This window comes from Sphingomonas eleionomae, assembly GCF_049889035.1.
Classification (GTDB): Bacteria; Pseudomonadota; Alphaproteobacteria; order Sphingomonadales; family Sphingomonadaceae; genus Sphingomonas.
Map to the genome: position 1 here is coordinate 694017 of NZ_JBLTWP010000001.1, position 20927 is coordinate 714943.

Annotated in this window: 24 protein-coding genes; 9 read left to right on the top strand and 15 right to left on the bottom strand. The window is 64.6% G+C overall.

What is annotated here, in order from left to right; translation table 11 throughout:
- The first annotated feature begins 27 nt into the window (after nt 1–27).
- Genes pgl through eda form a run of 4 tightly spaced genes read left to right on the top strand, consistent with a single transcriptional unit; the run spans nt 28 to nt 4179 of the window.
- Complete coding sequence (gene pgl / locus ACNI3Q_RS03135; RefSeq protein ID WP_426273964.1) at nt 28–735, top strand: 6-phosphogluconolactonase; 708 nt, start codon at nt 28–30, stop codon at nt 733–735.
- A 20-nt stretch (nt 736–755) separates the two neighbouring features.
- Entirely contained in the window at nt 756–2576 is a 1821-nt protein-coding gene (edd, locus tag ACNI3Q_RS03140; protein WP_426273965.1) for a phosphogluconate dehydratase, read from the top strand.
- Nucleotides 2577–2596: 20 nt separating this feature from the next.
- Entirely contained in the window at nt 2597–3571 is a 975-nt protein-coding gene (glk, locus tag ACNI3Q_RS03145) for a glucokinase (protein WP_426273966.1), read from the top strand.
- Nucleotides 3568–4179: a bifunctional 4-hydroxy-2-oxoglutarate aldolase/2-dehydro-3-deoxy-phosphogluconate aldolase gene (gene eda / locus ACNI3Q_RS03150; protein ID WP_426273967.1), complete on the top strand. Its 612-nt coding sequence runs from the start codon at nt 3568–3570 to the stop codon at nt 4177–4179. Before glk ends, eda begins: the two co-directional genes overlap by 4 nt.
- Before the next feature lie 83 nt (nt 4180–4262).
- On the opposite strand, the gene mltG is transcribed toward eda, so the two are convergent.
- The 5 genes from mltG to fabD all read right to left on the bottom strand — a co-directional run bounded on the left by mltG (nt 4263) and on the right by fabD (nt 8695).
- Nucleotides 4263–5231: an endolytic transglycosylase MltG gene (gene mltG / locus ACNI3Q_RS03155; protein ID WP_426273968.1), complete on the bottom strand. Its 969-nt coding sequence runs from the start codon at nt 5229–5231 to the stop codon at nt 4263–4265.
- A gap of 37 nt (nt 5232–5268) precedes the next feature.
- Entirely contained in the window at nt 5269–6528 is a 1260-nt protein-coding gene (gene fabF / locus ACNI3Q_RS03160) for a beta-ketoacyl-ACP synthase II (RefSeq protein ID WP_260019507.1), read from the bottom strand.
- 133 nt (nt 6529–6661) lie between these two features.
- Entirely contained in the window at nt 6662–6898 is a 237-nt protein-coding gene (locus tag ACNI3Q_RS03165; RefSeq protein ID WP_260019506.1) for an acyl carrier protein, read from the bottom strand.
- Nucleotides 6899–6998: 100 nt separating this feature from the next.
- Nucleotides 6999–7742 (bottom strand): 3-oxoacyl-[acyl-carrier-protein] reductase, encoded by a 744-nt coding sequence (gene fabG / locus ACNI3Q_RS03170; protein WP_426273969.1) that lies wholly within the window; start codon nt 7740–7742, stop codon nt 6999–7001.
- A gap of 17 nt (nt 7743–7759) precedes the next feature.
- Complete coding sequence (gene fabD, locus ACNI3Q_RS03175) at nt 7760–8695, bottom strand: ACP S-malonyltransferase (RefSeq protein WP_426273970.1); 936 nt, start codon at nt 8693–8695, stop codon at nt 7760–7762.
- 172 nt (nt 8696–8867) lie between these two features.
- Here fabD and ACNI3Q_RS03180 point away from each other — a divergent pair, with 172 nt between their 5' ends.
- The 4 genes from ACNI3Q_RS03180 (at nt 8868) to rplI (ending at nt 10601) form a co-directional block, all read left to right on the top strand.
- A complete protein-coding gene (locus ACNI3Q_RS03180; protein ID WP_426273971.1) occupies nt 8868–9245 on the top strand; it encodes an RcnB family protein in 378 nt (125 codons plus the stop codon).
- Nucleotides 9246–9392: 147 nt separating this feature from the next.
- Nucleotides 9393–9767 (top strand): 30S ribosomal protein S6, encoded by a 375-nt coding sequence (rpsF, locus tag ACNI3Q_RS03185; RefSeq protein WP_426273972.1) that lies wholly within the window; start codon nt 9393–9395, stop codon nt 9765–9767.
- A 3-nt stretch (nt 9768–9770) separates the two neighbouring features.
- Nucleotides 9771–9995 carry a 30S ribosomal protein S18 gene (gene rpsR, locus ACNI3Q_RS03190; RefSeq protein ID WP_260019501.1) on the top strand — a complete coding sequence of 75 codons (225 nt, stop codon included), beginning with the start codon at nt 9771–9773 and terminating at the stop codon, nt 9993–9995.
- Nucleotides 9996–10007: 12 nt separating this feature from the next.
- Nucleotides 10008–10601: a 50S ribosomal protein L9 gene (gene rplI / locus ACNI3Q_RS03195; protein WP_260019500.1), complete on the top strand. Its 594-nt coding sequence runs from the start codon at nt 10008–10010 to the stop codon at nt 10599–10601.
- A gap of 59 nt (nt 10602–10660) precedes the next feature.
- On the opposite strand, the gene ACNI3Q_RS03200 is transcribed toward rplI, so the two are convergent.
- From ACNI3Q_RS03200 to pyrH, 10 genes are all read right to left on the bottom strand, one after another.
- Nucleotides 10661–10876: a hypothetical protein gene (locus tag ACNI3Q_RS03200; protein ID WP_426273973.1), complete on the bottom strand. Its 216-nt coding sequence runs from the start codon at nt 10874–10876 to the stop codon at nt 10661–10663.
- 72 nt (nt 10877–10948) lie between these two features.
- Nucleotides 10949–11431, bottom strand: a complete 483-nt coding sequence (gene fabZ, locus ACNI3Q_RS03205) for a 3-hydroxyacyl-ACP dehydratase FabZ (protein WP_426273974.1) — start codon at nt 11429–11431, stop codon at nt 10949–10951.
- Nucleotides 11428–12153, bottom strand: a complete 726-nt coding sequence (locus ACNI3Q_RS03210; RefSeq protein WP_260019498.1) for an OmpH family outer membrane protein — start codon at nt 12151–12153, stop codon at nt 11428–11430. Before ACNI3Q_RS03210 ends, fabZ begins: the two co-directional genes overlap by 4 nt.
- Nucleotides 12153–14753, bottom strand: a complete 2601-nt coding sequence (gene bamA, locus ACNI3Q_RS03215) for an outer membrane protein assembly factor BamA (RefSeq protein ID WP_426274189.1) — start codon at nt 14751–14753, stop codon at nt 12153–12155. Before bamA ends, ACNI3Q_RS03210 begins: the two co-directional genes overlap by 1 nt.
- 121 nt (nt 14754–14874) lie before the next feature.
- The gene (locus ACNI3Q_RS03220) at nt 14875–16017 is read right to left on the bottom strand and encodes a M50 family metallopeptidase (protein ID WP_426273975.1); all 1143 of its coding nucleotides are present in this window, start codon (nt 16015–16017) and stop codon (nt 14875–14877) included.
- Complete coding sequence (dxr, locus tag ACNI3Q_RS03225) at nt 16014–17171, bottom strand: 1-deoxy-D-xylulose-5-phosphate reductoisomerase (RefSeq protein WP_426273976.1); 1158 nt, start codon at nt 17169–17171, stop codon at nt 16014–16016. Before dxr ends, ACNI3Q_RS03220 begins: the two co-directional genes overlap by 4 nt.
- Nucleotides 17171–17947, bottom strand: coding sequence for a phosphatidate cytidylyltransferase (locus ACNI3Q_RS03230; protein ID WP_426273977.1), 777 nt, complete (start codon nt 17945–17947; stop codon nt 17171–17173). The genes dxr and ACNI3Q_RS03230 overlap by 1 nt, the downstream gene beginning before the upstream one ends.
- A gap of 8 nt (nt 17948–17955) precedes the next feature.
- Nucleotides 17956–18624 carry a polyprenyl diphosphate synthase gene (uppS, locus tag ACNI3Q_RS03235; RefSeq protein WP_426274192.1) on the bottom strand — a complete coding sequence of 223 codons (669 nt, stop codon included), beginning with the start codon at nt 18622–18624 and terminating at the stop codon, nt 17956–17958.
- 59 nt (nt 18625–18683) lie between these two features.
- Nucleotides 18684–19241 carry a ribosome recycling factor gene (gene frr / locus ACNI3Q_RS03240; protein ID WP_426273978.1) on the bottom strand — a complete coding sequence of 186 codons (558 nt, stop codon included), beginning with the start codon at nt 19239–19241 and terminating at the stop codon, nt 18684–18686.
- 29 nt (nt 19242–19270) lie between these two features.
- Nucleotides 19271–19993 carry a UMP kinase gene (pyrH, locus tag ACNI3Q_RS03245; RefSeq protein ID WP_426273979.1) on the bottom strand — a complete coding sequence of 241 codons (723 nt, stop codon included), beginning with the start codon at nt 19991–19993 and terminating at the stop codon, nt 19271–19273.
- A 279-nt stretch (nt 19994–20272) separates the two neighbouring features.
- Between pyrH and ACNI3Q_RS03250 the strand changes: the two genes are divergently transcribed.
- Nucleotides 20273–20857, top strand: a complete 585-nt coding sequence (locus tag ACNI3Q_RS03250) for a CC0125/CC1285 family lipoprotein (RefSeq protein WP_426273980.1) — start codon at nt 20273–20275, stop codon at nt 20855–20857.
- Nucleotides 20858–20927: the final 70 nt, after the last annotated feature.

The window sequence follows — 20927 nt, forward strand, 5'->3', positions numbered from 1 at the left end:
GTGACCATTATCAAGGAGACCCCGACCATGGCCGATGAAATCGAATGGTGGGAATATGACGAAAAGTCCGAATTTGCCGGCGCACTGGCTGGCGATATCGGCTTCGTGATCGAAAGCGCGATCGACGCGCGCGGCAGCGCCGTCATCGCGCTGGCCGGCGGCCGGACGCCGCAACCGGCCTATGACAAGCTGGCCAAGACCAAGCTCGATTGGAAGCGGGTGACGATCATCCCGACCGACGATCGCATCGTGCCGATGGGCGATGCGTTGTCCAACGTGACGATGATCGCTCGCACCTTCCTGCCGCTCGGCGCGCGGGTCATTCCGATCACCAGCGAAAAGGCCGAGGATTACAAGGCGTGTGGTCGCGCTGCCGATGCACGGCTTCAGGATCTGCACTGGCCACTCGACCTGGTCGTGCTGGGCATGGGCGCGGACGGGCACACCGCGTCCATCTTTCCCGGCCCCGACCTTGCCGAGGCGCTGACCGGGCCGAAGGAGCGCCGCGCGCTGGGCGTGATGCCCGATCCCCTGCCGGCGGAGGCGCCCGTTCCCCGGGTGACCCTGTCCGCATCCGCCATCGCCACGGCCAAGGCGCTGATGATCGCCATCACCGGCGATGAGAAAAAGGACGTGCTGGAACGCGCCATCGAACAGGGCGCTTCCTCCGCCTATCCCATCGGTCGTCTGCTGGCCGACATCGACCTGCCCGTGGACATCCACTGGGGCGCGTAAGCGAGACAAAGGGGATCCCGATGACCAACCTGCACCCCGAAATCGCCGCCGTAACCGACCGCGTCATCGAACGCAGCCGTCCGGGGCGCGAGGCGTATCTGGCCCTGATGAAACGCGAACGCGATTCGGGCGCCGACCGGCCGAAACTGGGCTGCGCGAACCTTGCCCATGCCTATGCCGGCACGGACGAGCAGCGCGACCTGATGAAACCGGCCAACCGGATGAACATCGGGATCGTCACCGCCTATAACGATATGCTGTCGGCGCACGCGGCCTATTACCGCTATCCCGAACAGATGAAGGTCTGGGCCATGGAGGCCGGTGCTACGGCGCAGGTGGCTGGCGGTGTGCCCGCCATGTGCGACGGCGTGACCCAGGGGTATCAGGGCATGGAATTGTCGCTGTTCAGCCGCGACACCATTGCCCTGTCCACCGCCATTGCCCTGTCCCACCGCACGTTCGAGGGTGCGGCATTGCTCGGCATCTGCGACAAGATCGTGCCCGGCCTTTTGATGGGCGCGCTGCGCTTTGGCCATCTGCCCATGGTGCTGATCCCCGGCGGCCCGATGGCGACCGGCATCAGCAACAAGGAAAAGGCGCGCGTCCGCGAGCTGTATGCCGAGGGGAAGGCCAGCCGCGAGGAACTGATGGAGGCGGAGATTTCCGCCTATCATTCCAAGGGGACGTGCACCTTTTACGGGACGGCCAACAGCAATCAGATGATGATGGAGGCGATGGGCCTGCATATTCCGGCCGCTTCCTTTGCCAATCCGGGCACCAAGCTGCGTCAGGAACTGACCCGCGCCGCCGTCCACCGGCTGGCCGAAATCGGTTGGGACGGCGACGACTACCGTCCCATCGGCGAGTGTGTGGATGAACGCGCCATCGTCAACGCCGCCATCGCCCTGCTCGCCACGGGGGGATCAACCAATCACCTGATCCATCTGCCCGCCATTGCGCGGTCGGCCGGCATCGTGATCGACTGGGAGGATTTCGACCGCCTGTCCCGCAGCGTTCCGCTGCTCGCGCGGGTCTATCCGAACGGATCGGCGGACGTGAACGGGTTCGAGGATGCGGGCGGCCCCAGCTTCGTCATCCGCGAGCTGCTGCGCGGCGGGTTGATGCACGGCGATATCCTGACGATCGCGCGGGACGGCATGGCCGCCTATGCCCGCAAGCCTGCGATCGAGGGGGACGCGCTGGTCTGGCACGATCACCCGAGCCACAGCGGCGACGACAGCATCGTGCGCACCATCGACGCACCATTTTCACCGGAAGGCGGCTTTCGCATCCTGTCCGGCAATCTGGGCCGCGCCTGCATAAAGGTGTCGGCCGTCGAGCGCGACCGCTGGACCATTGAGGCGCCGGCACGGGTGTTCGACGATCAGGCTGCCGTCCAGGCCGCGTTCAAGGCGGGCGAGCTTGACCGCGACGTCGTGGTCGTCGTCCGGTTTCAGGGGCCGCGCGCCAACGGCATGCCGGAACTGCACAAGCTGACACCGCCGCTCGGCGTGCTTCAGAACCGTGGCTTCCGCGTCGCACTGGTCACCGACGGCCGGATGTCGGGCGCGTCGGGCAAGGTTCCCGCTGCCATCCACCTGTCGCCAGAGGGACTGGGCGGCGGCCCGATCGCCCGCCTGCGCGACGGCGATGTGGTGCGGCTGGACGCCGAGGCCGGCACGCTGGAGGCGCTGGTCGATCCGGCGGAATGGGCAGCGCGACCGCTGGCCGAAGCGCCGCCCGCACCGGATGGCACTGGCCGCGAACTGTTCGCCATGCTGCGGCAGGCGGATGAGGCGGAGCGCGGCGCATCCGCCATGCTGGCTGCGGCCGGCCTGTAAACGCGTCAGGAGGGGATAAGATGGAAATCGTAGCGGTCGATATCGGGGGCACGCATGCCCGCTTTGCCATTGCAGAGGTAGAGCATGGCAAGGTCGTCGCCCTGGGCGAGCCGGTCACGCTGAAAACCGCCGAACATGGTAGTCTTCAGCTGGCGTGGCAGCATTTCGGGCGCGATGCCGGCCGTCCGCTGCCCCGTGCGGCAGCCATCGCCGTCGCCAGCCCGATCAATCCCGATCTGATCAAGCTGACCAACAATCCCTGGATCATCCGCCCGCCGTTGATCAACGAGCGGCTGGAGGTCGACAACTGGTCGCTGATTAACGATTTCGGCGCCATTGGCCACGCCGTGGCACAGGTCGATGACAGCCAGCTGGTTCATCTGTGCGGCCCGGACGTGCCCCTGCCCGAAAGCGGCTCGATTACCGTGTGTGGCCCGGGCACCGGCCTTGGCGTTGCTCAGGTGTTTCGCACCGGGCGGGACGGCCATTACCATGTGATCGAAACCGAGGGCGGCCACATGGATTTCGCCCCGCTGGACGGGATCGAGGATGCGCTGCTGAAGCGGCTGCGCAAGACCTTTACCCGCGTTTCGGCCGAACGGGTGGCATCCGGCCCCGGCATCGTCGCGATTTACGAGGCGCTGGCCGAGCTGGAAAACCTTCCTGTCAAAAGCCGTGACGACAAGACGCTGTGGACCATGGCGCTGGACGGCACGGACAGCATCGCCGTCGCTGCGCTGGACCGGTTCTGCCTCGCTCTCGGCGCGATTGCGGGCGACCTTGCCTTGGCTCATGGGCCAAAGGGCGTGGTGATTGCCGGCGGGCTTGGCCTGCGGCTCAAGGACAAGCTCCTCGAATCCGGCTTTGAACAGCGGTTCACCGCCAAGGGCCGCTTTACTACGCTGATGAAGTCCATTCCGGTCAAGATCATCACCCATCCCCAGCCCGGCCTGTATGGCGCTGCGGCTGCCTATGCCCAGGAGCACACGCGATGAATGGTATCGAAGCGATCATGCGGACCAGCCCGGTCATCCCGGTTCTGGTGATCGAGGATGCCGCGACGGCCCGCCCCCTGGCCGAGGCGCTGGTCGCCGGCGGGCTGAAGGTGCTGGAGGTCACGTTGCGCACCGCAGCCGCGCTGGATGCGATCCGCGAGATGAAACAGGTTCCGGGTGCAATCGTCGGCGCCGGCACGGTCGTGAACACCGACCAGTTTGCCGATGCCATGAACGCGGGGGCAGAGTTCATCGTCTCCCCCGGCCTGACCGAACGGCTGGGCGATGCCATCATCCAGTCGGGCGTTCCGTTCCTGCCGGGCGTCGCCACGGCGGGGGACATCATGCGCGGCTATGACCTGGGCCTGCGTCACTTCAAATTCTTTCCGGCCGAAACATCGGGCGGGCTAAAGGCGCTGAAGGCGCTGGCTGCTCCGTTTTACGAGGCGCAGTTCTGCCCGACCGGGGGAATCAGCGCGGCGACCGCCCCAGACTGGCTGGGTTTCGATCCCGTTCTGTGCGTCGGGGGCAGCTGGGTCACGCCAAAAGGCGCCAGCATGGCCGAGGTGGAACAGCTCGCCCGCGACGCGGCCAGCCTGGCCCGCTGACCGGTCGGTACTGCCCGGCCCGCGCCGGGCATCCTTACTGTATCTGATGGTGCGTAGCTGGGCGCTGGCTCAGCTTCGCGACGTCACATCTCGCCGCGCGCCCGGCGGATGGCATACCATTTCTGGACGTTCGCGTTGTGCTGTTCCAGCGTGTCGGCAAAGATATGCCCGCCGCTGCCATCGGCCACGAAATACAGCGCGCTGGACGGTGCGGGGTCCAGCACAGCATCGATGCTGGCGCGGCCGGGATTGGCGATCGGTCCCTTGGGGAGGCCCGTCATCGCATAGGTATTGTAATCGTTCACCTGCGCGATTTCCGAACGCAGGATGCGGCGGCCCAGCGGGCGCCCCTTGGTGATCGGATAAATGATCGTCGGGTCCGCCTGCAGCTTCATGCCCTGACGGATGCGGTTGGAATAGACAGCGGCGACGGTGCGCCGTTCCTCGTCCTTGCCCGTTTCCTTCTCGACGATGGACGCCAGGATGATCGCCTCTTCCGGCGTCTTCACAACGGTGGTCGGCTTGCGGCGCTGCCAGGCTTCGGCAAGGTAATCGCGCATTGCCTTTTGCATCCGCGCCAGCACGTCCGCCCGCTTGTCGCCGCGGTTATAGCTGTAGCTGTCGGGAAGCACCGATCCCTCGGCAGGCACGGCCACCGGGCCTTCCAGCTGCGGTGCCTTCATCAATGCGTCGTGCACCATCACCGACGGCCATCCCTCCGGCACGGTCACGAAGCGTTGCAGCGTCTGTCCGCCCTGCAGCATTTTCAGGATGTCGGACTGGCTCAGCCCCTTGGGCACGCGATATTCGCCTGCCCGGATCGGCTCCGAACCGCCAAAGATGCGGGCATAAAGGCGGAACCGGTCAGCCGATTTGATCGCGCCTGCCTTTTCCATCGCACGCGCAGCCGCGGTCAGGCTCGACCCCTGCGGCACGATCACGGTCAGATTGTCCCTGGCCGGCCCCGGCCCGCCCCATTGACGCAGGGCATAGCCACCGACCGCCAACGCAATCAGCCCGGCCAGGATCAGCAGACATCCGAATTTGCGCATTCGTTCCTCCGCCGAACCCGACCGGGCATGAACCGGATCAGATGGCCTTCATCACCAGGCTGGCATTCGTTCCGCCAAATCCGAACGAGTTGTTCAGCACGGCGCGAACCTTCCGCTCCTTGGCCTTGTGTGGGACCAGATCGACGCCAGCGCAATTTTCGCTGGGGTTGTCCAGATTCAGCGTCGGCGGCACGATGCCGTCGCGCATTGCCAGGATGCAGAAAATGCTCTCCACCGCACCGGCCCCGCCCAGCAAATGGCCAATGGCCGATTTGGTCGACGACATGGACAGATCGCCAATCGCATCGCCGAACAGGCGGCGAACCGCCCCCAGTTCCAGCTCGTCGCCCAGCGGGGTCGATGTGCCATGGGCGTTGATGTAATCAATGTCGGACAACGACAGGCCCGACTTGCGGATCGCCATTTCCATCGACCGGAATGCGCCCGATCCCTCCGGATGCGGCGCCGTCACGTGATAGGCGTCGCCCGACAGGCCATAGCCAAGCACTTCGGCATAGATTTTCGCGCCGCGCGCCTTGGCCCGCTCATATTCCTCCAGCACCACGACGCCCGCGCCCTCGCCCATGACGAACCCGTCGCGGTCGCGATCATAGGGTCGGCTGGCGCGGGTCGGATCGTCGCGGAAATTGGTCGACAGCGCACGTGCCTGACCGAACCCGGCGATGCCGATGGGACAGATCGCGCTTTCCGCGCCGCCCGCCAGCATGACATCGGCGTCATCCATGGCAATCATGCGCGCGGCATCACCGATCGAATGGGCACCCGTCGAGCACGCCGTGACGACAGCATGGTTCGGGCCCATCAGGCCGTATTTGATGCTGACCTGACCGGAGATCAGGTTGATCAGACGCCCGTGCACGAAATGCGGCGACACGCGCTTCGGCCCCTTGTGCTCCAGCACCAGGGATTCGCTTTCGATACCCGGCAGTCCGCCGATCCCGGAACCGATCGAACAACCGGCGCGAAACCGCTGTTCCTCGGTCATGTCGGTCAGGCCGGCGTCTTCCAGCGCCTGTCCGGCGGCGTCGATGCCGTACACGATGAACGGGTCGACCTGACGCTGGACCTTGTGGTCCACCCGCTTGCCGGGATCAAATCCGTATTCATGGTCCGCCGGCTTTACTTCGCAGGCGTAGTTGGTGTGGAAATCGGTGGCGTCGAACCGGGCGATGACACCCGCACCCGATTTGCCCGCGATGATGTTTTTCCAGGCGGTTTCGACATCGGCCCCCAGCGGGGTGACCAGGCCGAGGCCGGTTACGACGACGCGGCGCATGGCAAATTCTCCAAATAGTAAGACAGGCTCGAACCCGTGGGGGCTGAGCCTGTCAAACCCTGTTCCCAACTATGGGACAGGTCCTCCAGCCCATCGACATGCTCAGGGCTGACGGATCAAAATCCGTCGTGGATCAGCCCTGATGCTCGTCGATGTACGCGATCGCATCCTTGACGGTCGTGATCTTCTCGGCGGCTTCTTCCGGGATCTCGACGCCGAAAGCTTCCTCGAACGCCATCACCAGCTCGACGATGTCGAGGCTGTCCGCGCCAAGATCGTCGATGAAGCTGGCATCCTCGGTCACCTTCTCGGCTTCGACGCCCAGATGCTCGACGACGATCTTCTTAACCCGATCGGCGGTCTCGCTCATTCCCTGTTCCTTTATGCAAGATGATAGCAGTGTTCGTATCGCACCTAATCCGCCCAATGTGCGGGCGCAAGAGGGGGACCGGCGCGGCAGCGGCGAAGCGTCAGGAAATCATCGCCATTCCGCCGTTAACGTGCAGCGTCTGGCCGGTAATATAGCCCGCTTCACGGCTGGCAAGATAGACGACGGCCGCTGCCACATCCTCTCCGCTGCCCAGATCGCCTGCGGGAATCCGGCCGAGCAGGCCCGTTTTCACGGCATCGGGCAGCGCATCGGTCATCGCCGACCGGATGAAACCAGGCGCGACGCAGTTGACCGTCACCTGCCGGCTGGCCAGTTCCTGCGCAATCGCCTTTGACATGCCGACGAGCCCGGCCTTGGACGCGGCATAGTTTGCCTGGCCCGGATTGCCGGTCGCGCCAACGACCGAAGTGATCGACACGATGCGGCCGAACCGCTGCTTCATCATTGGCCGGCTGGCCGCACGCATCAGGCGAAACGCAGCTTCCAGATTGACCTGGATCACCTGGCTCCATTCCTCGTCCTTCATCCGCATCGACAGATTGTCGCGCGTCACGCCAGCATTGTTGATGAGGATATCCAGCCGTCCGCCAAGCGCCTCGACTGCCTGCGGCACCAGCGCGTCGACGGCAGCCGGATCGGACAGGTTGCACGGCAGCGCGACGTGATCGCCGCCCAGTTCGGCCAGAAACGCCTCCAGCTTGGCGACATTGGAGCCGGAAACGGCCAGCCGCGCGCCCTGCCCCGCCAAAGCGCGGGCAATCGCCGAACCAATGCCCCCGGACGCACCGGTCACCAGCGCGGTCATTCCAGTCAGATCGAACATCATCGTCATCCTTGTCATCACAGCTGCGCGAGCAGCGTCTCGATATCGTCCATGCCGACCACGCTGACCGGCGTTGCGTCCGGCGCGATCCGCTTGACCATGCCGGACAGCACCTTGCCGCCCAGCTCGACATACCCCGTCACGCCGCCATCCCACATGGCCAGCACCGATTCCCGCCAGCGGACCATGCCCGTCACCTGTTCGACCAGCAGCTGGCGGATCGTATCGGGATCGCTGACCGGCGCGGCCGTGACATTGGCATAAACGGGCACCAGTGGCGCCTGGATCGCCACATCGGCCAGAGCCGCCGCCATCGCATCCGCTGCCGGCTGCATCAGCGGACAGTGAAACGGCGCAGACACCGGCAGGGCGATGGCACGCTTGGCGCCGTGATCCTTGGCGATGGCAATGGCGCGATCGATTGCGCCCTTGTGCCCGGAAATCACGACCTGGGTCGGATCATTGTCGTTGGCGACGGTGCAGACCTCTCCCTCGGCCGCCGCGCCGGCAATCGCCCGCGCCTTGTCCAGATCCGCGCCGAGCAGCGCCGCCATTGCACCGACACCCACCGGCACCGCCGCCTGCATCGCCTGCCCGCGCAGCTTCAGCAGCCGTGCCGTGGTGGCCAGATCGAATGCCCCTGCCGCGCACAGGGCGCTATATTCCCCCAGCGAGTGCCCAGCGACGAAATCCGCCTTGTCGGACAGGCGGATGCCGCCTTCCCGCTCCAGCACGCGCAGCACCGCGATGGCGTTCGCCATGATCGCCGGCTGCGCATTTTCAGTCAGGGTAAGCTCACCCTCCGGCCCCTCGGTCATCAGCCGGAAGAGATGCTGGCCCAATGCCTCGTCCACCTCCTGAAATACTTCGCGGGCGACGGGGCTGGCATCGGCCAGCGCCTTGCCCATGCCGACGGCCTGGCTGCCTTGCCCTGGAAAGATGAATGCGCGCATGCCCTGCGGACCTCCGTTTGAAACTGGCCCGCCGGACTAGCGCCATCCAAGCTGAACGCAAGGGTGCCGCTTGCGACAATTGGCGACCCTTTCGCGCCACCGCCGTGACAATTGCGGGACAGCCGCACCCCAGATTGACCCCATCGAAGTTCAATCGAGGAGTTCAGGAAAAATGAAAAAGCTGATCCTTGGCGCAATCGCCGCATCGCTGATCGCAACGCCAGCACTGGCCGCCCCGCCCCGCCACGAGCGGCAGGTGGTGAAACAGCAGCCGAACCGCACCGTCATCGTCAATCGCGGCCCCGGCTATCGCGAACGCACGGTCATCCGGCACGATCGGGCCCGCAATGACCGCCAGTGGCAGCGCGGCCAGCGATTCGACCGGCGATATGCGGCCAACTATCGCCAGATCGACTATCGCCAGTATCGCCAGCGCGGCCTGTACGCCCCGCCCCGCGGCTATCAGTGGGTGCAGTCGGGCAATGACGCGGTTCTGGTCGCCGTGGCCAGCGGCCTGATCGGCGCAGTCATTGGCGGCATCGCGTTCTGACCCTTGCCTTTCGGCCAGAAACGGCTAAGGGAACAAGCCTCCGGGGTGCAGGGCGTGTCTCTGCGCCCCGGTGTGCATTTGAAGACGACAGCCGGAGGGGCATGGCATGGGGCCATGTCAGCGATCGGCCAAGAATGAGGAAGACCCATGGCTCTGTACGAGCACGTGTTCCTTGCGCGCCAGGATCTGGCACAGGCGCAAGTGGACGCGCTGGCGGAAACCGCCACCAAGATCGTCGAATCGATGGAAGGCAAGGTCGTGAAGACCGAAACCTGGGGCCTGCGCAGCCTCGCCTATCGCATCGCGAAGAATCGCAAGGCGCATTACGTCATGATCGAGATCGACGGCCCGCCGACGGTCGTTGCCGAGCTGGAGCGCCAGACCGCGATCAACGAAGACGTGATCCGTTACATGACCGTGAAGGTCGATGAACTGGAATCCGGACCCAGCGTGATGATGCGCAAGGGCGATCGCGATCGTCGCGGCCGCCGCGACCGTGATGACGAAGGCCGGGGAGAATAAGACATGGCACGCGCATTTTTCCGCCGTCGCAAGAGCTGCCCCTTCTCCGCGAAGGACGCGCCGCGTATCGATTACAAGGACATCCGTCTGCTGCAGGGCTTCGTGTCCGAGCGCGGCAAGATCGTTCCGTCGCGCATCACTTCGGTGAGCGCCAAGAAGCAGCGCGAACTGGCCCAGGCCATCAAGCGCGCCCGTCATCTGGGCCTGCTGCCCTACATCGTGAAGTAAGGAGCGCCGGACATGGATGTCATTCTGCTTGAGCGCGTCGAAAAGCTCGGCGCCATCGGCGATGTGGTGAAGGTCAAGGACGGCTTTGCCCGTAACTACCTGCTGCCCAACAAGAAGGCGCTGCGCGCCAACGAAGCCAACCGCAAGGTGTTCGAAGCCAATCGTGAGCGGATCGAGTCGGAAAACGCCGCTCGCCGCGAAGTGGCTCAGAAGGACGCCGGCAAGGTTGACGGCGCGTCGGTGACCCTGATCCGTCAGGCATCGAACACCGGCCAGCTTTACGGTTCGGTCGCGGTCCGCGATCTGGTCGAGGCGCTGGAAGCCGAAGGCCACAAGGTCGCCAAGAACCAGGTCGTCCTGGACAAGCCGATCAAGGCGATCGGCGTCTATGACGTCAAGGTCGCGCTGCACCCGGAAGTGTCGGTGACGATCAAGGTGAACGTCGCCCGCTCGCCCGAAGAAGCCGATATGCAGGCTCAGGGCGTCGACGTGATGGCCGCGATGTTCGAAAAGGACGAAGCGGGCTTCACCGAAGCCTATGATCCCAACGCGGAGCCCGGCGAAATCGCTGCCGAGCCGGCCGCTGAGGAAGAAGCCCAGGGCTGATCGGCCCCACGGCGATGAAAATGAAAAGGGCCGCCGGATCCGATCCGGCGGCCCTTTTTTCATGTCTTGTTCCGGGCTGACTGCCCGATCAGGGAACGGACACGCAGGCGGTAATCACCGCCGCCAGCGGAATCAGACTGAACATGACCGGTAGCATCTTTTTCATCACCAATTCCCATTGCGCCTTTTGCCCAATGTAATGCGTCGGTGATCCTTTGGTTGCCGCGCGATGAACAGAAATGCTTGGCGGAGGAATAGCGGCGCTGATAGCGCACGGCCCGGTTTCGGCCGCGGACCGGAAAGGCGACTGGCCTGCATGGCATCACGCCAATACAGGCCGGCACAATTTACGCCTTTGGCGGATCAGCAATCATGGCCGTGAAATTGGCGGTTGCCGCGACGGCATCGCCCAGCAGGGCGCGGCCGGCGAATTTGCATACGGTCGATCGCTTCTGCGTGAACTCGACCTCCAGCGTCAGCAGGCAGCCGGGCTCCACGGGCTTGCGGAACTTGGCTTCCTCGATCGCCATGAAATAGACGAGCTTGCCCGACCCGGCCAAGCCCAGGCTTTCCACGGCGAGCACGCCGGCGGCCTGAGCCAGCGCCTCGACGATCAGGACACCGGGCATGATCGGGCGACCGGGGAAATGCCCCTGGAAAAAACCCTCGTTGATCGTCACCGCCTTGACCGCGCGGATCGACTGTTCGGGAACAATCTGTTCCACCCGGTCGACCAGCAGCATGGGATAACGGTGCGGCAGCGCCGCCATCACCAGCTGGATATCCAGCGGGCCGATGACGGCGCGGCCCTCGGCCTCGGCCTCGCTCACCGGCCTTCGGGGGCCGGCGTGGTGGTGCCGGCGGCAGGCTGCTGGGGCTGCTGCTGCTGCGCCTGAGCGGCGCGGACCTGCGCTGCGCGGGCGACCAGCTGCTGATACTGCTGCAACAGCTGCATCGTCTGCTGCGTCGGGCGCCAGTTGGCCGGCGGCGTGATCGCAACGGTCGGCGTCGTGCGGTCCAGTTCCGCCTTCAGCGCGGCAGTGACGTTCGCGGCGTCGGGCGCATACACAAACGCTTCCGGCGACAGGATCACGTTGATCTTCTTGTCCGCGATGACCTTGGTCTGCGCAGCGGGATAGGCGCGCAGCACGGTTTCAAGCGCATAGGCCTGCGCCAGGATCAGCGGCTCGTTCAGCGTGTTGATCGCCTGCTCGGACTGCTGCTGGATCGTCTGGATCTGGGTCAGCTCCGTGCGCTTGGCGGTCTGCGCGGCCTGCACCTCGGCTTCGGACAGCTGATTGTCCTTGTTGGTGTCCAGCGCGGTGATCAGCGGGCGCAGCTGGGTATCCGTCTGCTGGCGACGCTGCGTGATCTGGTCGATATTCTGCTTGTACGTCGTGCGGATCTGCTGGTTGGCGGTTTCGAACGCCTTTGCCGTCAGGATCGCTTCGGACGGGTCGGCATAGGCGATGCCGGCAACCTGCGCGACCGCAGGGGCGGCGCCCAGCGCGATCACCATTGCGGCGAGCGGAAGGTGGTTCAGCTTGGTCATCAGAATGCAGTTCCTACGTTGAAGGTCACAAGTTTCGGATCGTCGCCCTCATAGCTGACGATATCCTTGGCGATGTCGATGCGCAGCGGGCCGAACGGCGAGTTCCAGTTGACGCCGATACCGGCCGTCACGCGTGGCTTGATCGTGTCGCCCAGATACAGCTCGTTGAACAGCAGCTGCGGCCGGTTGGCGTTGCCGTTTGCGTCGATCGCCTGCGTCGTCGACACGAAATCGCCGCTCGCATTCTGGCCGATGAACAACGGATTGCCCGCGCCATCACGCGCCTGAGGCGCCTGCAGCACCGGACGGGTCAGACCGGCCAGCGCACCCACCTGGACAAACACTGACGGCCGGATGCCCAGTTCCTGAATGCCGCTGCCCAGCGGCGGCTCCAATTCCAGCTTGCCCAGATAATAGATCGTGCCGCCAAGCGGATCGTCGACCAGCTGGTTACGGTCCGTCACCGGAATCTGATCGCCGGTATCGGGATCGATGCCGGTATAGGTCTGACGCAGGATGCGGGGGCCGACGCCGCGAATCTGGAACCCGCGGAACTGTGGCTCGCCCAGATAAAAGCGGTCGTTGATCCGGATGGGATCGTTGCCCGGCCCGCGGCTTGATTCCAGCGAATAGATATATCCGCCATCAAGCGTGGTGGAGAACACCCAGCCCTTGCCGAAATTCATGTATTTCCGGAAATCGCCGCGCGCGCGCAGATACCGGACATCGCCGCCCAGACCCGCCACATCGGCGCCGACCACCAGTCGCTGGCCGCGCGTCGGGCGCAGGCGGCTGTTCAGGTTGTCATAGATCAGCGACAGGGTGATCGCAGAGGTAATGCGGTTGCCGATCGCATCGCACAGATACCGTCCGGCGCGCAGCGGATCGCACTGCCCGTTCGTAAAGAACTGGCTTTCGTCCAGCGTGATATCGTCCTGCTGAAGCGTATAGCGGCCCGACAGCGTCCAGTATTCGGTCAGCGGAATGCCCGACACGATGTTGAATCCGGTCGAAACCTGCTGGAACGTCGTGTTCCGGTTCTGGCCGAGGAAGTTGAACGAATTGAAGTCGCGCCGGAACAGCGATCCGCCAAGCGCGATGTTCTTGTCGAACAGATAGGGCTCCGTAAAGCCGACCTCGACTGACTTGGCAAAGGTCGAATAGTTCACCTCCAGCCGGATATCCTGGCCCCGCCCACGGAAATTGCGCTGGCGGATCGACCCTTGAAGAATGAAGCGTTCAAGGCTGGAGAAACCGGCCGACAGGCTCAGTTCGCCGGTCGAGCGTTCCTCGACATTGGCGCGCAGCACGACGCGGTCCGGCGCCGAACCTTCGGCCTGCTCGATCTCGAACTTGTCCTGGAAATAACCCAGCGAGTTAATGCGGTCCTGGCTGCGCTTGACCAGGAACGTGTTGAACGCATCGCCCTCTGCCACGCGCATTTCGCGCCGGATCACCTTGTCCTGCGTCTGCGTGTTGCCGGTAATGTCGATCCGCTCGACATAGGTGCGGTTCGCCTCGGCAATGAAGAAGCCGAGGTTCATCTCCAGCTTTTCGCGGTCCCGGTTGAACTCAGGGCGAACGTCGCTGAACGCATAGCCGAACGTGCCGGCCAGTTCGCTCAGCTGATCGATGGTGTCTTCGACCAGCTTGGCGTTGTACCAATCGCCCTTCTTCATCTGCAGGCCCTTGGCCAGCGCTTCGTCGTCGAAATCGCGGATCGCGCTATCAACGGTCACTTCACCGAATTTGTAGCGCGGCCCTTCCTCGACCACATAAGTGATGATGAAGTCTTCCTTGTTCGGCGTCAGCTCGGCAACCGCCGAAATCACGCGAAACTCGGCATAACCATTGGTCAGATAGAACTGGCGCAGCTTCTGCTGGTCATAGGCCAGCCGGTCCTGGTCATAGCTGGTGTTGGACGAAAAGATGCGGAAAGCCCGCGCCTGCTTCGTCGCCATTTCCTTGCGCAGCTCATTATCGCTGAACTGCTCGTTCCCGATAATGTTGATCTGACGAACCTTGGATTTCGGTCCTTCGGAAATCTCGAACACCACATCGACGCGGTTCTGATCGAGCGTGACCATCTGCGGCTCGACCGTCGCGGCAAAGCGGCCCTGACGGCGATACAATTCAATGATCCGCGCAACGTCGGCCCGCACGGCAGTGCGCGTAAAGATCTGACGCGGGGCCAGCTTGATTTCCGGCAGGATCTTGTCGTTCTTCAGCCGCCGGTTGCCCTCAAGCACGATGCGGTTGATGATCGGATTTTCACGGATCCGAACGACAAGGTCGCCCGTCTCTACCCCGGCAATCGACACATCGGCCAGCAGGTCGGAATTGAGCAGGTCGCGGATCGCCTCGTCGACCGACTCGTTGGTGTACGGCTCACCAACGCGCAGTTTCGTGTAGGACAGCACGGTTTCCGGCTCGATCCGCTGCGACCCTTCGACCCGGATCGACTTGACGAGCTTTACCGGCGCAGCGGCCGGTGCCGCCGGGACGGCCAGTGTCGGTTGAGCCGGCGCCGGCGCGGATTGCTGTTGCGCGGGCGGGGGCGCAGCAGGCGCCGTCTGCGCTGCCGCAATACCCGACAGCATGGTGCCGGCCAGCAGCGCGGATGCGCTCGATCCGATCGAAATGAGCTTGGCCTTGGTCACGAACCCCACCTTACAACGAAAAACAACCGCATCTGTCCCGAATGCGCGCGCCAGCCCTGCCCTAACCTGCCGTGCCGATCAACCCGGCGAGGCCGCGCCATACGCCGAATGCGCCAAGATCATTGAAGGTCACGACCAGAACCAGGGTCAGCAGCGACACCAACCCTGCGCGGAACGACCAGTCCATCACGGCCGGATTGACCGGGCGGCCGCGCACCGCCTCCGCCGCATAGAACATCAAATGGCCACCATCCAGCATCGGCACTGGCAGCAGGTTGATGAACCCCAGATTGATGGAAATGATGGCGATCAGGATCACGACATCCCGCCAGCCAAGGCTGAGCTGCTCGCCGGAAATCTTGGCAATGCGCAGCGGCCCGCCCAGTTCGTCGATCGGCCGCTTGCCCGTGATGATCTGCCCGATCCCGTCCACCATCCCGCGCAGCTGCTTCGCGGCCAGGACGACGCCCGTCAATGGCGCCTCGATCAGGCTGACGGGTTCATAGACCAGTCCGGCCGAAATCACGCCCAACTGTCCGATGCGGTGTTCATTGCCGAACCGGTCGCGCATCCGCTGCACCCCGGTGGTCAGCGGCAAGGTCAGCGCCTGCCCCCCGCGATCGATGGACAGGCTGATCCTCTCACCCGGCCGCAACTGGACATAAGCGGCCACATCGCCAAAGCTGGATACCGCGCGGCCGTTCAGCGCCGTCATCCGGTCGCCGACCTGCAATCCCGCCTGGGCGGCCGGGCTACCCTCAACCACCGCCCCAACGACCGGCGGCGTGCGCTCGACACCGACAAAGGTGGCAAGCGCGCCAAGGATCAGGACGGCGATGACGAAATTGGTCACCGGCCCCGCCGCGACAATGATCGCGCGCTGCCACACCGGCTTGGCCTGGAACGTTTCGGCCCGCGCCTCTGGCGGCAATGCCAGCCATTCGGGGCTGGGCTGCCCGGCCGGATTCATGTCCCCGGCGAACTTCACATAGCCGCCAAGCGGAACCCAGCCGAATTTCCAGCGGGTGCCGCGCCGGTCTGTGAACCCGGCGATTTCCTTGCCGAAACCGATCGAGAACGCCTCTGCCTTTACCCCGAACCAGCGACCGGCGGCATAATGGCCAAGCTCATGCAGGAACACGAGCGGGCCGATCACCAGCGCAAAGCCGATGAGGTAAAACAGAAAGCCCGGACTCTCGCTCAAGAAACGCCCTTCCTCACCCGGTCGTCCGTCCGCACCCGCGCTTCGGCATCGATGGCGATGACCGCATCGACGCCGTCCGGCGCGGCCGGATCATAGCCGGACAAGAGTTCCTCCACGATTGCGGCAATTTCAAGAAAGCCGATGCGCCGGTCGAGAAAGGCCTGCACGGCCACCTCATTGGCGGCATTCAGGATGGCGGGACGCGCCCCGCCCGCATTCAGTGCCGCCCGCGCCAGCCGAAGCGCGGGAAAGCGGGTTTCGTCGGGCGCCTCGAAATCCAGCCGGGACAGGCTGGCGAAATCCAGCGGCGCGATGGGGGTCGCCATCCGGTCGGGCCAGGCCAGCGTATGTGCGATCGGCACCCGCATGTCGCTTGGCCCGAGCTGCGCCAGGATCGACCCGTCGACATAATCGACCATCGAATGGATCACCGATTGCCGGTGGACCAGGATCTCGATCCGGTCGCCCGGCACGGGGAACAGGCGAGCCGCCTCGATCAGCTCCAGCCCCTTGTTCATCATGGTCGCGCTATCGATCGAAATCTTGGCGCCCATGGTCCAATTGGGATGGGCGACCGCCTGTTCGGGCGTAACGGCAGCCATCTGTTCCAGCGTCGCGGCGCGGAACGGCCCGCCGCTGGCGGTCAGGATGATGCGACGAACGCGTTCGGGCCGCTGAAAATCGAAACACTGAAAGATGGCGTTATGTTCGCTGTCGGCAGGCAGGATCGTGGCCCCGCTGGCCTTGGCCGCGGCCAGCACCAGCTCGCCTGCCGAAACCAGCGGCTCCTTGTTGGCGATGACCACGGTGCCGCCGCCCTCGATTGCAGCCAGCGTGGGGCCAAGGCCGGCACAACCGACAATCGCGCTCATGATCCAGTCGGCGGGCAGGCGCGCTGCTTCGCACACCGCCTGCGCACCACCCGCCGCCTCGATCCCCGTGCCGGCCAGTGCGGCCTCAAGCTGGGGAAGGCAGGCGGCATCGCCCACCACGGCCCGCTGCGCGCGCGTGCGGATCGCTGCATCGGCCAGCTTGGCAACATCGCGATTGGCGGTCAGCGCGACGACCCGATACTGGTCCGGCTCGCGCTCGATCAGGTCCAGCGTCGACCCGCCGATCGATCCGGTCGCACCCAGAATGGTCACAGTCCGCATCAGCCGATGCCCGGTACCAGAGCGAGCAACAGGGCAGCGCACGGCGCGACCGGGACCAGTCCGTCCAGCCGGTCCATCAGGCCGCCATGCCCCGGCAACAAGTTACTCGCATCCTTCACCCCAGCCCGTCGTTTCAGCCAGCTTTCGAACAGATCGCCGATCTGTGCCAGCACGGCCAGCATCGGCGTGGCCATTGCCAGCACCGGCGGCAGGCCATAGCGCGACAGGACCAGCGCGAACAGCCCGGCGGCAAGCACGCCGCCGCCCAGCCCGGCCCATGTCTTGTTCGGGCTGACCATCGGGGCAAGCCGTGGCCCGCCGATGAAACGCCCGGCGAAATAGGCCCCGATATCGCAGGCCCAGACCAGCGCCATCGCCCATAGCGTCAACAGGATACCGTCCGGGCGATCCCGCAGGATCAGCAGCGCCAGGATGGGCAGCCCGACATACAGGATGCCGCCCGAAAGCCACAGGCGGCGATCCACCGCCATCGCAAAAACCGCCGCGCCCAGGATCAGGCCAAGGCCAAGGAACCCCGGCCCCGCTGCCCAGGGCGACAGGATCGCCAGCGGCACCATCATCGCCATCTGGCCAACCCATACCGCCCGCGGCGGCGTTTCGGTCAGTCCGCCCCATTCGCGCAGCATCAGCAGCCCGACCACGGTCAGCGCCAGCCAGAAGGCAAAGCCGCCCAGCCAGATGACCGCCATGCCCACCACCGCCAGCGCCAGGCCGACACCAGCGCGGACGGACAGGTCGGCTAAAGGAGCGGCCATCGTGCGGATCACAATCCGCCGAACCGGCGATGTCGCCCGGCAAAGACGCGGATGGCATCGGCCAGCGCCTGCTGGTCGAAATCCGGCCACAGCGTGTCGACGAACAGTAGTTCGGCATAGGCCGCCTGCCACAACAGGAAATTGGACAGCCGCTGTTCGCCCGACGTGCGGATCAACAGGTCCAGCGGCGGCAGGCCCGCCGTGGTCAGCTCGTCATCAAACCGGTCGGCATCGATGGCATCCGGATCAATCCGCCCGGCGACCGCCTCCTTCGCCAGCTTGCGCGCAGCCGCGACAATCTCTGCCTGTGCGCCGTAATTCAGGGCGATGACCAGCGTATGGCCCGCCGCTGCCGCCGTCCGATCGACCGCATCGTCGATCATCGCAACCAGATCGGGCGCCAGCGCGCGATAATCGCCGATCACGCGCAGCCGCACCCCTTCCTTGATCAGGTCATTCAGCTCCGTCTTCAGGAAATGGCGCAGCAACCCCATCAGGTCGCCGATTTCCTCCTCCGGCCGCCGCCAGTTTTCGGACGAAAAGGCATAAAGGGTCAGCACCTCGATGCCGAGCGAGCGCGCGGCGCGGGAAACGGTGCGCACCGCCTCCACGCCCTTGCGATGGCCAGCAATCCGGGGAAGCCGGCGCGCCTTTGCCCAGCGGCCATTGCCATCCATGATGATCGCAACGTGCCGGGGGATGGCGGGCGCGCCTTGGGAACCGGCGGGGTCGGAACTCACTTGCCCAGGATTTCCTGTTCCTTGGCATGGGCGGCGGCATCGATGTCCGCAATCGTCGCGTCGGTCAGCTTCTGAACCTCGGTTTCGTGCCGCTTGCGCTCGTCTTCGCTGATCTCGCCCTTTTTCTCGTCGGTCTTAAGGCTGTCCATGCCGTCACGCCGCACGTTGCGGGCCGCGATCCGCGCCTTTTCGGCATATTGCCCGGCCAGCTTAGCCAACTCCTTGCGCCGCTCCTCGGTCAAATCGGGGATCGGCAGGCGCAGCGTGGTGCCGTCCGTGATCGGGTTCAGGCCGAGGCCAGCCGACCGGATCGCCTTTTCGACGGGCCCGACATTGGATTTGTCCCACACCTGCACCGACAGCAGCCGGGGTTCGGGCGCAGAAACGGTCGCCACCTGATTGAGCGGCATCTGGGCACCATAGACCTCGACGGTCACCGGCTCGAGCAGCGAGGTGGATGCGCGGCCCGTGCGCAGGCCGCTCAAATCGCCCTTCAGCGATTCGACGGCACCGTGCATCCGGCGCTCCAGATCGGCCTTGTCATAAGCGGCCATGGCTGATGTTCCTTCCTATTCTGTTCTGATCAGGCTTCGTTGCGGACGATCGTGTGCGTGCCCTCACCCCGCAGCACGGCGGACAGGTTGCCCTCGCTGCGGATGTTGAACACCACGATCGGAATGTCGTTGTCTCGGCACAGGGCAACGGCGCTGGCGTCCATCACCTTAAGGTCGTCGGCCAGCACGCGGTTGAAGCTGAGCGTTGCATAACGCTGGGCGTCCGCCACCTTCTTCGGATCGGCATCATAGACGCCATCGACGCTGGTCCCCTTGAACAGGGCATCGCACTGCATTTCGGCGGCGCGCAGTGCTGCGGCGGTATCGGTGGTGAAAAACGGGTTTCCGGTGCCCGCGGCAAAGATCACGACCCGGCCCTTCTCCATGTGCCGTTCCGCACGACGGCGGATATAGGGTTCGCAGACGCTGGCCATCGGGATCGCGGATTGGACGCGGGTATCGACGCCCAGCTGCTCCAGCGCATTCTGCATCGCCAGCGCGTTCATGACCGTCGCAAGCATGCCCATATAATCAGCGCTGGTCCGGTCGAATCCGCGCGCCGCAGCGGCCAGTCCGCGAAAGATGTTGCCACCGCCGACGACCATGCACACTTCCAGCCCCGTTTCGGTCGCCGCCTTGACCTCTCGCGCCACCCGCTCGCACGTGGCAGGATCAATGCCAAACTGGCCACTGCCCATCAAAACCTCTCCCGACAGTTTCAGGAGGATGCGTTTGAAGCCTTGGTCAGTCATGGATGCCTGTCGATCAGTCTGGATGGGAAGCCCCGATGGGCCGGATTGCGGCGGACCTTAGTGTCGGTCGTCCGCGCTGCCAAGCGGGGAAGCTGGCGTAGCGGCGATATGCGGGATTTTTGCCGATGTTTTCCATATCCGCTTTCATCCACCATTCAGGCAGCGGCAATGTGCCCCATTCTATCGATGGATCGCATACTGTCGCGGCGCGTTTTGCCGTGATAGCAGGTGCGATGTTCTGAGCCGCCGGAATGCGCTGCGGCGGAATGGAGATTGACGATGGCGACCCTGAAGCGATTGAAGCAACTGGCCCTGGCGACGGCGCTGACCGCCACGCTGGCAGCTTGTGCCACCCCCACCCCCTATCGCCCCGCAACGGGCAGCGGCTATTCGCGCGCCGGCTATTCGGAGCAGCAGATCGAGCCAGACCGGTTCCAGGTCATGTTTTCGGGCAACAGCGTGACGTCGCGCGAAACGGTGGAGCGGTATCTGCTCTACCGGTCGGCGCAGCTGACGCTGGAACAGGGCTATGACCATTTCGTCTTGGCTAACCGCGATACCGACAAGCAGAGCCGCACGGTCGTCAATGACTGGGGCGGCGGTTTCGGCGCCTTTGGCGGCTTTGGCTATTGGGGCCCTCGCTGGCGCTTTGGCGGCCCGCGCTGGGGCTATGGCGCGTGGAGCCCGTGGTTCGATCCGTTCTGGGATCGCCAGATCGACGTGCGTACGATCAACAAATATGAGGCAATGGCCGAAATCGTCATGGGCAAGGGCCCGAAGCCGAGGACCGATGTCCGCGCGTTCGATGCGCGCGCGGTGATCGAAAGCCTGGGCCCGACGGTGAAGATGCCCACTGCCGGCTGATCCGGCTCGACGGCACCGGAAACAAGAAAGGCGCGGCGGGATCATTCCCACTGCGCCTTTTCTTTTGCAT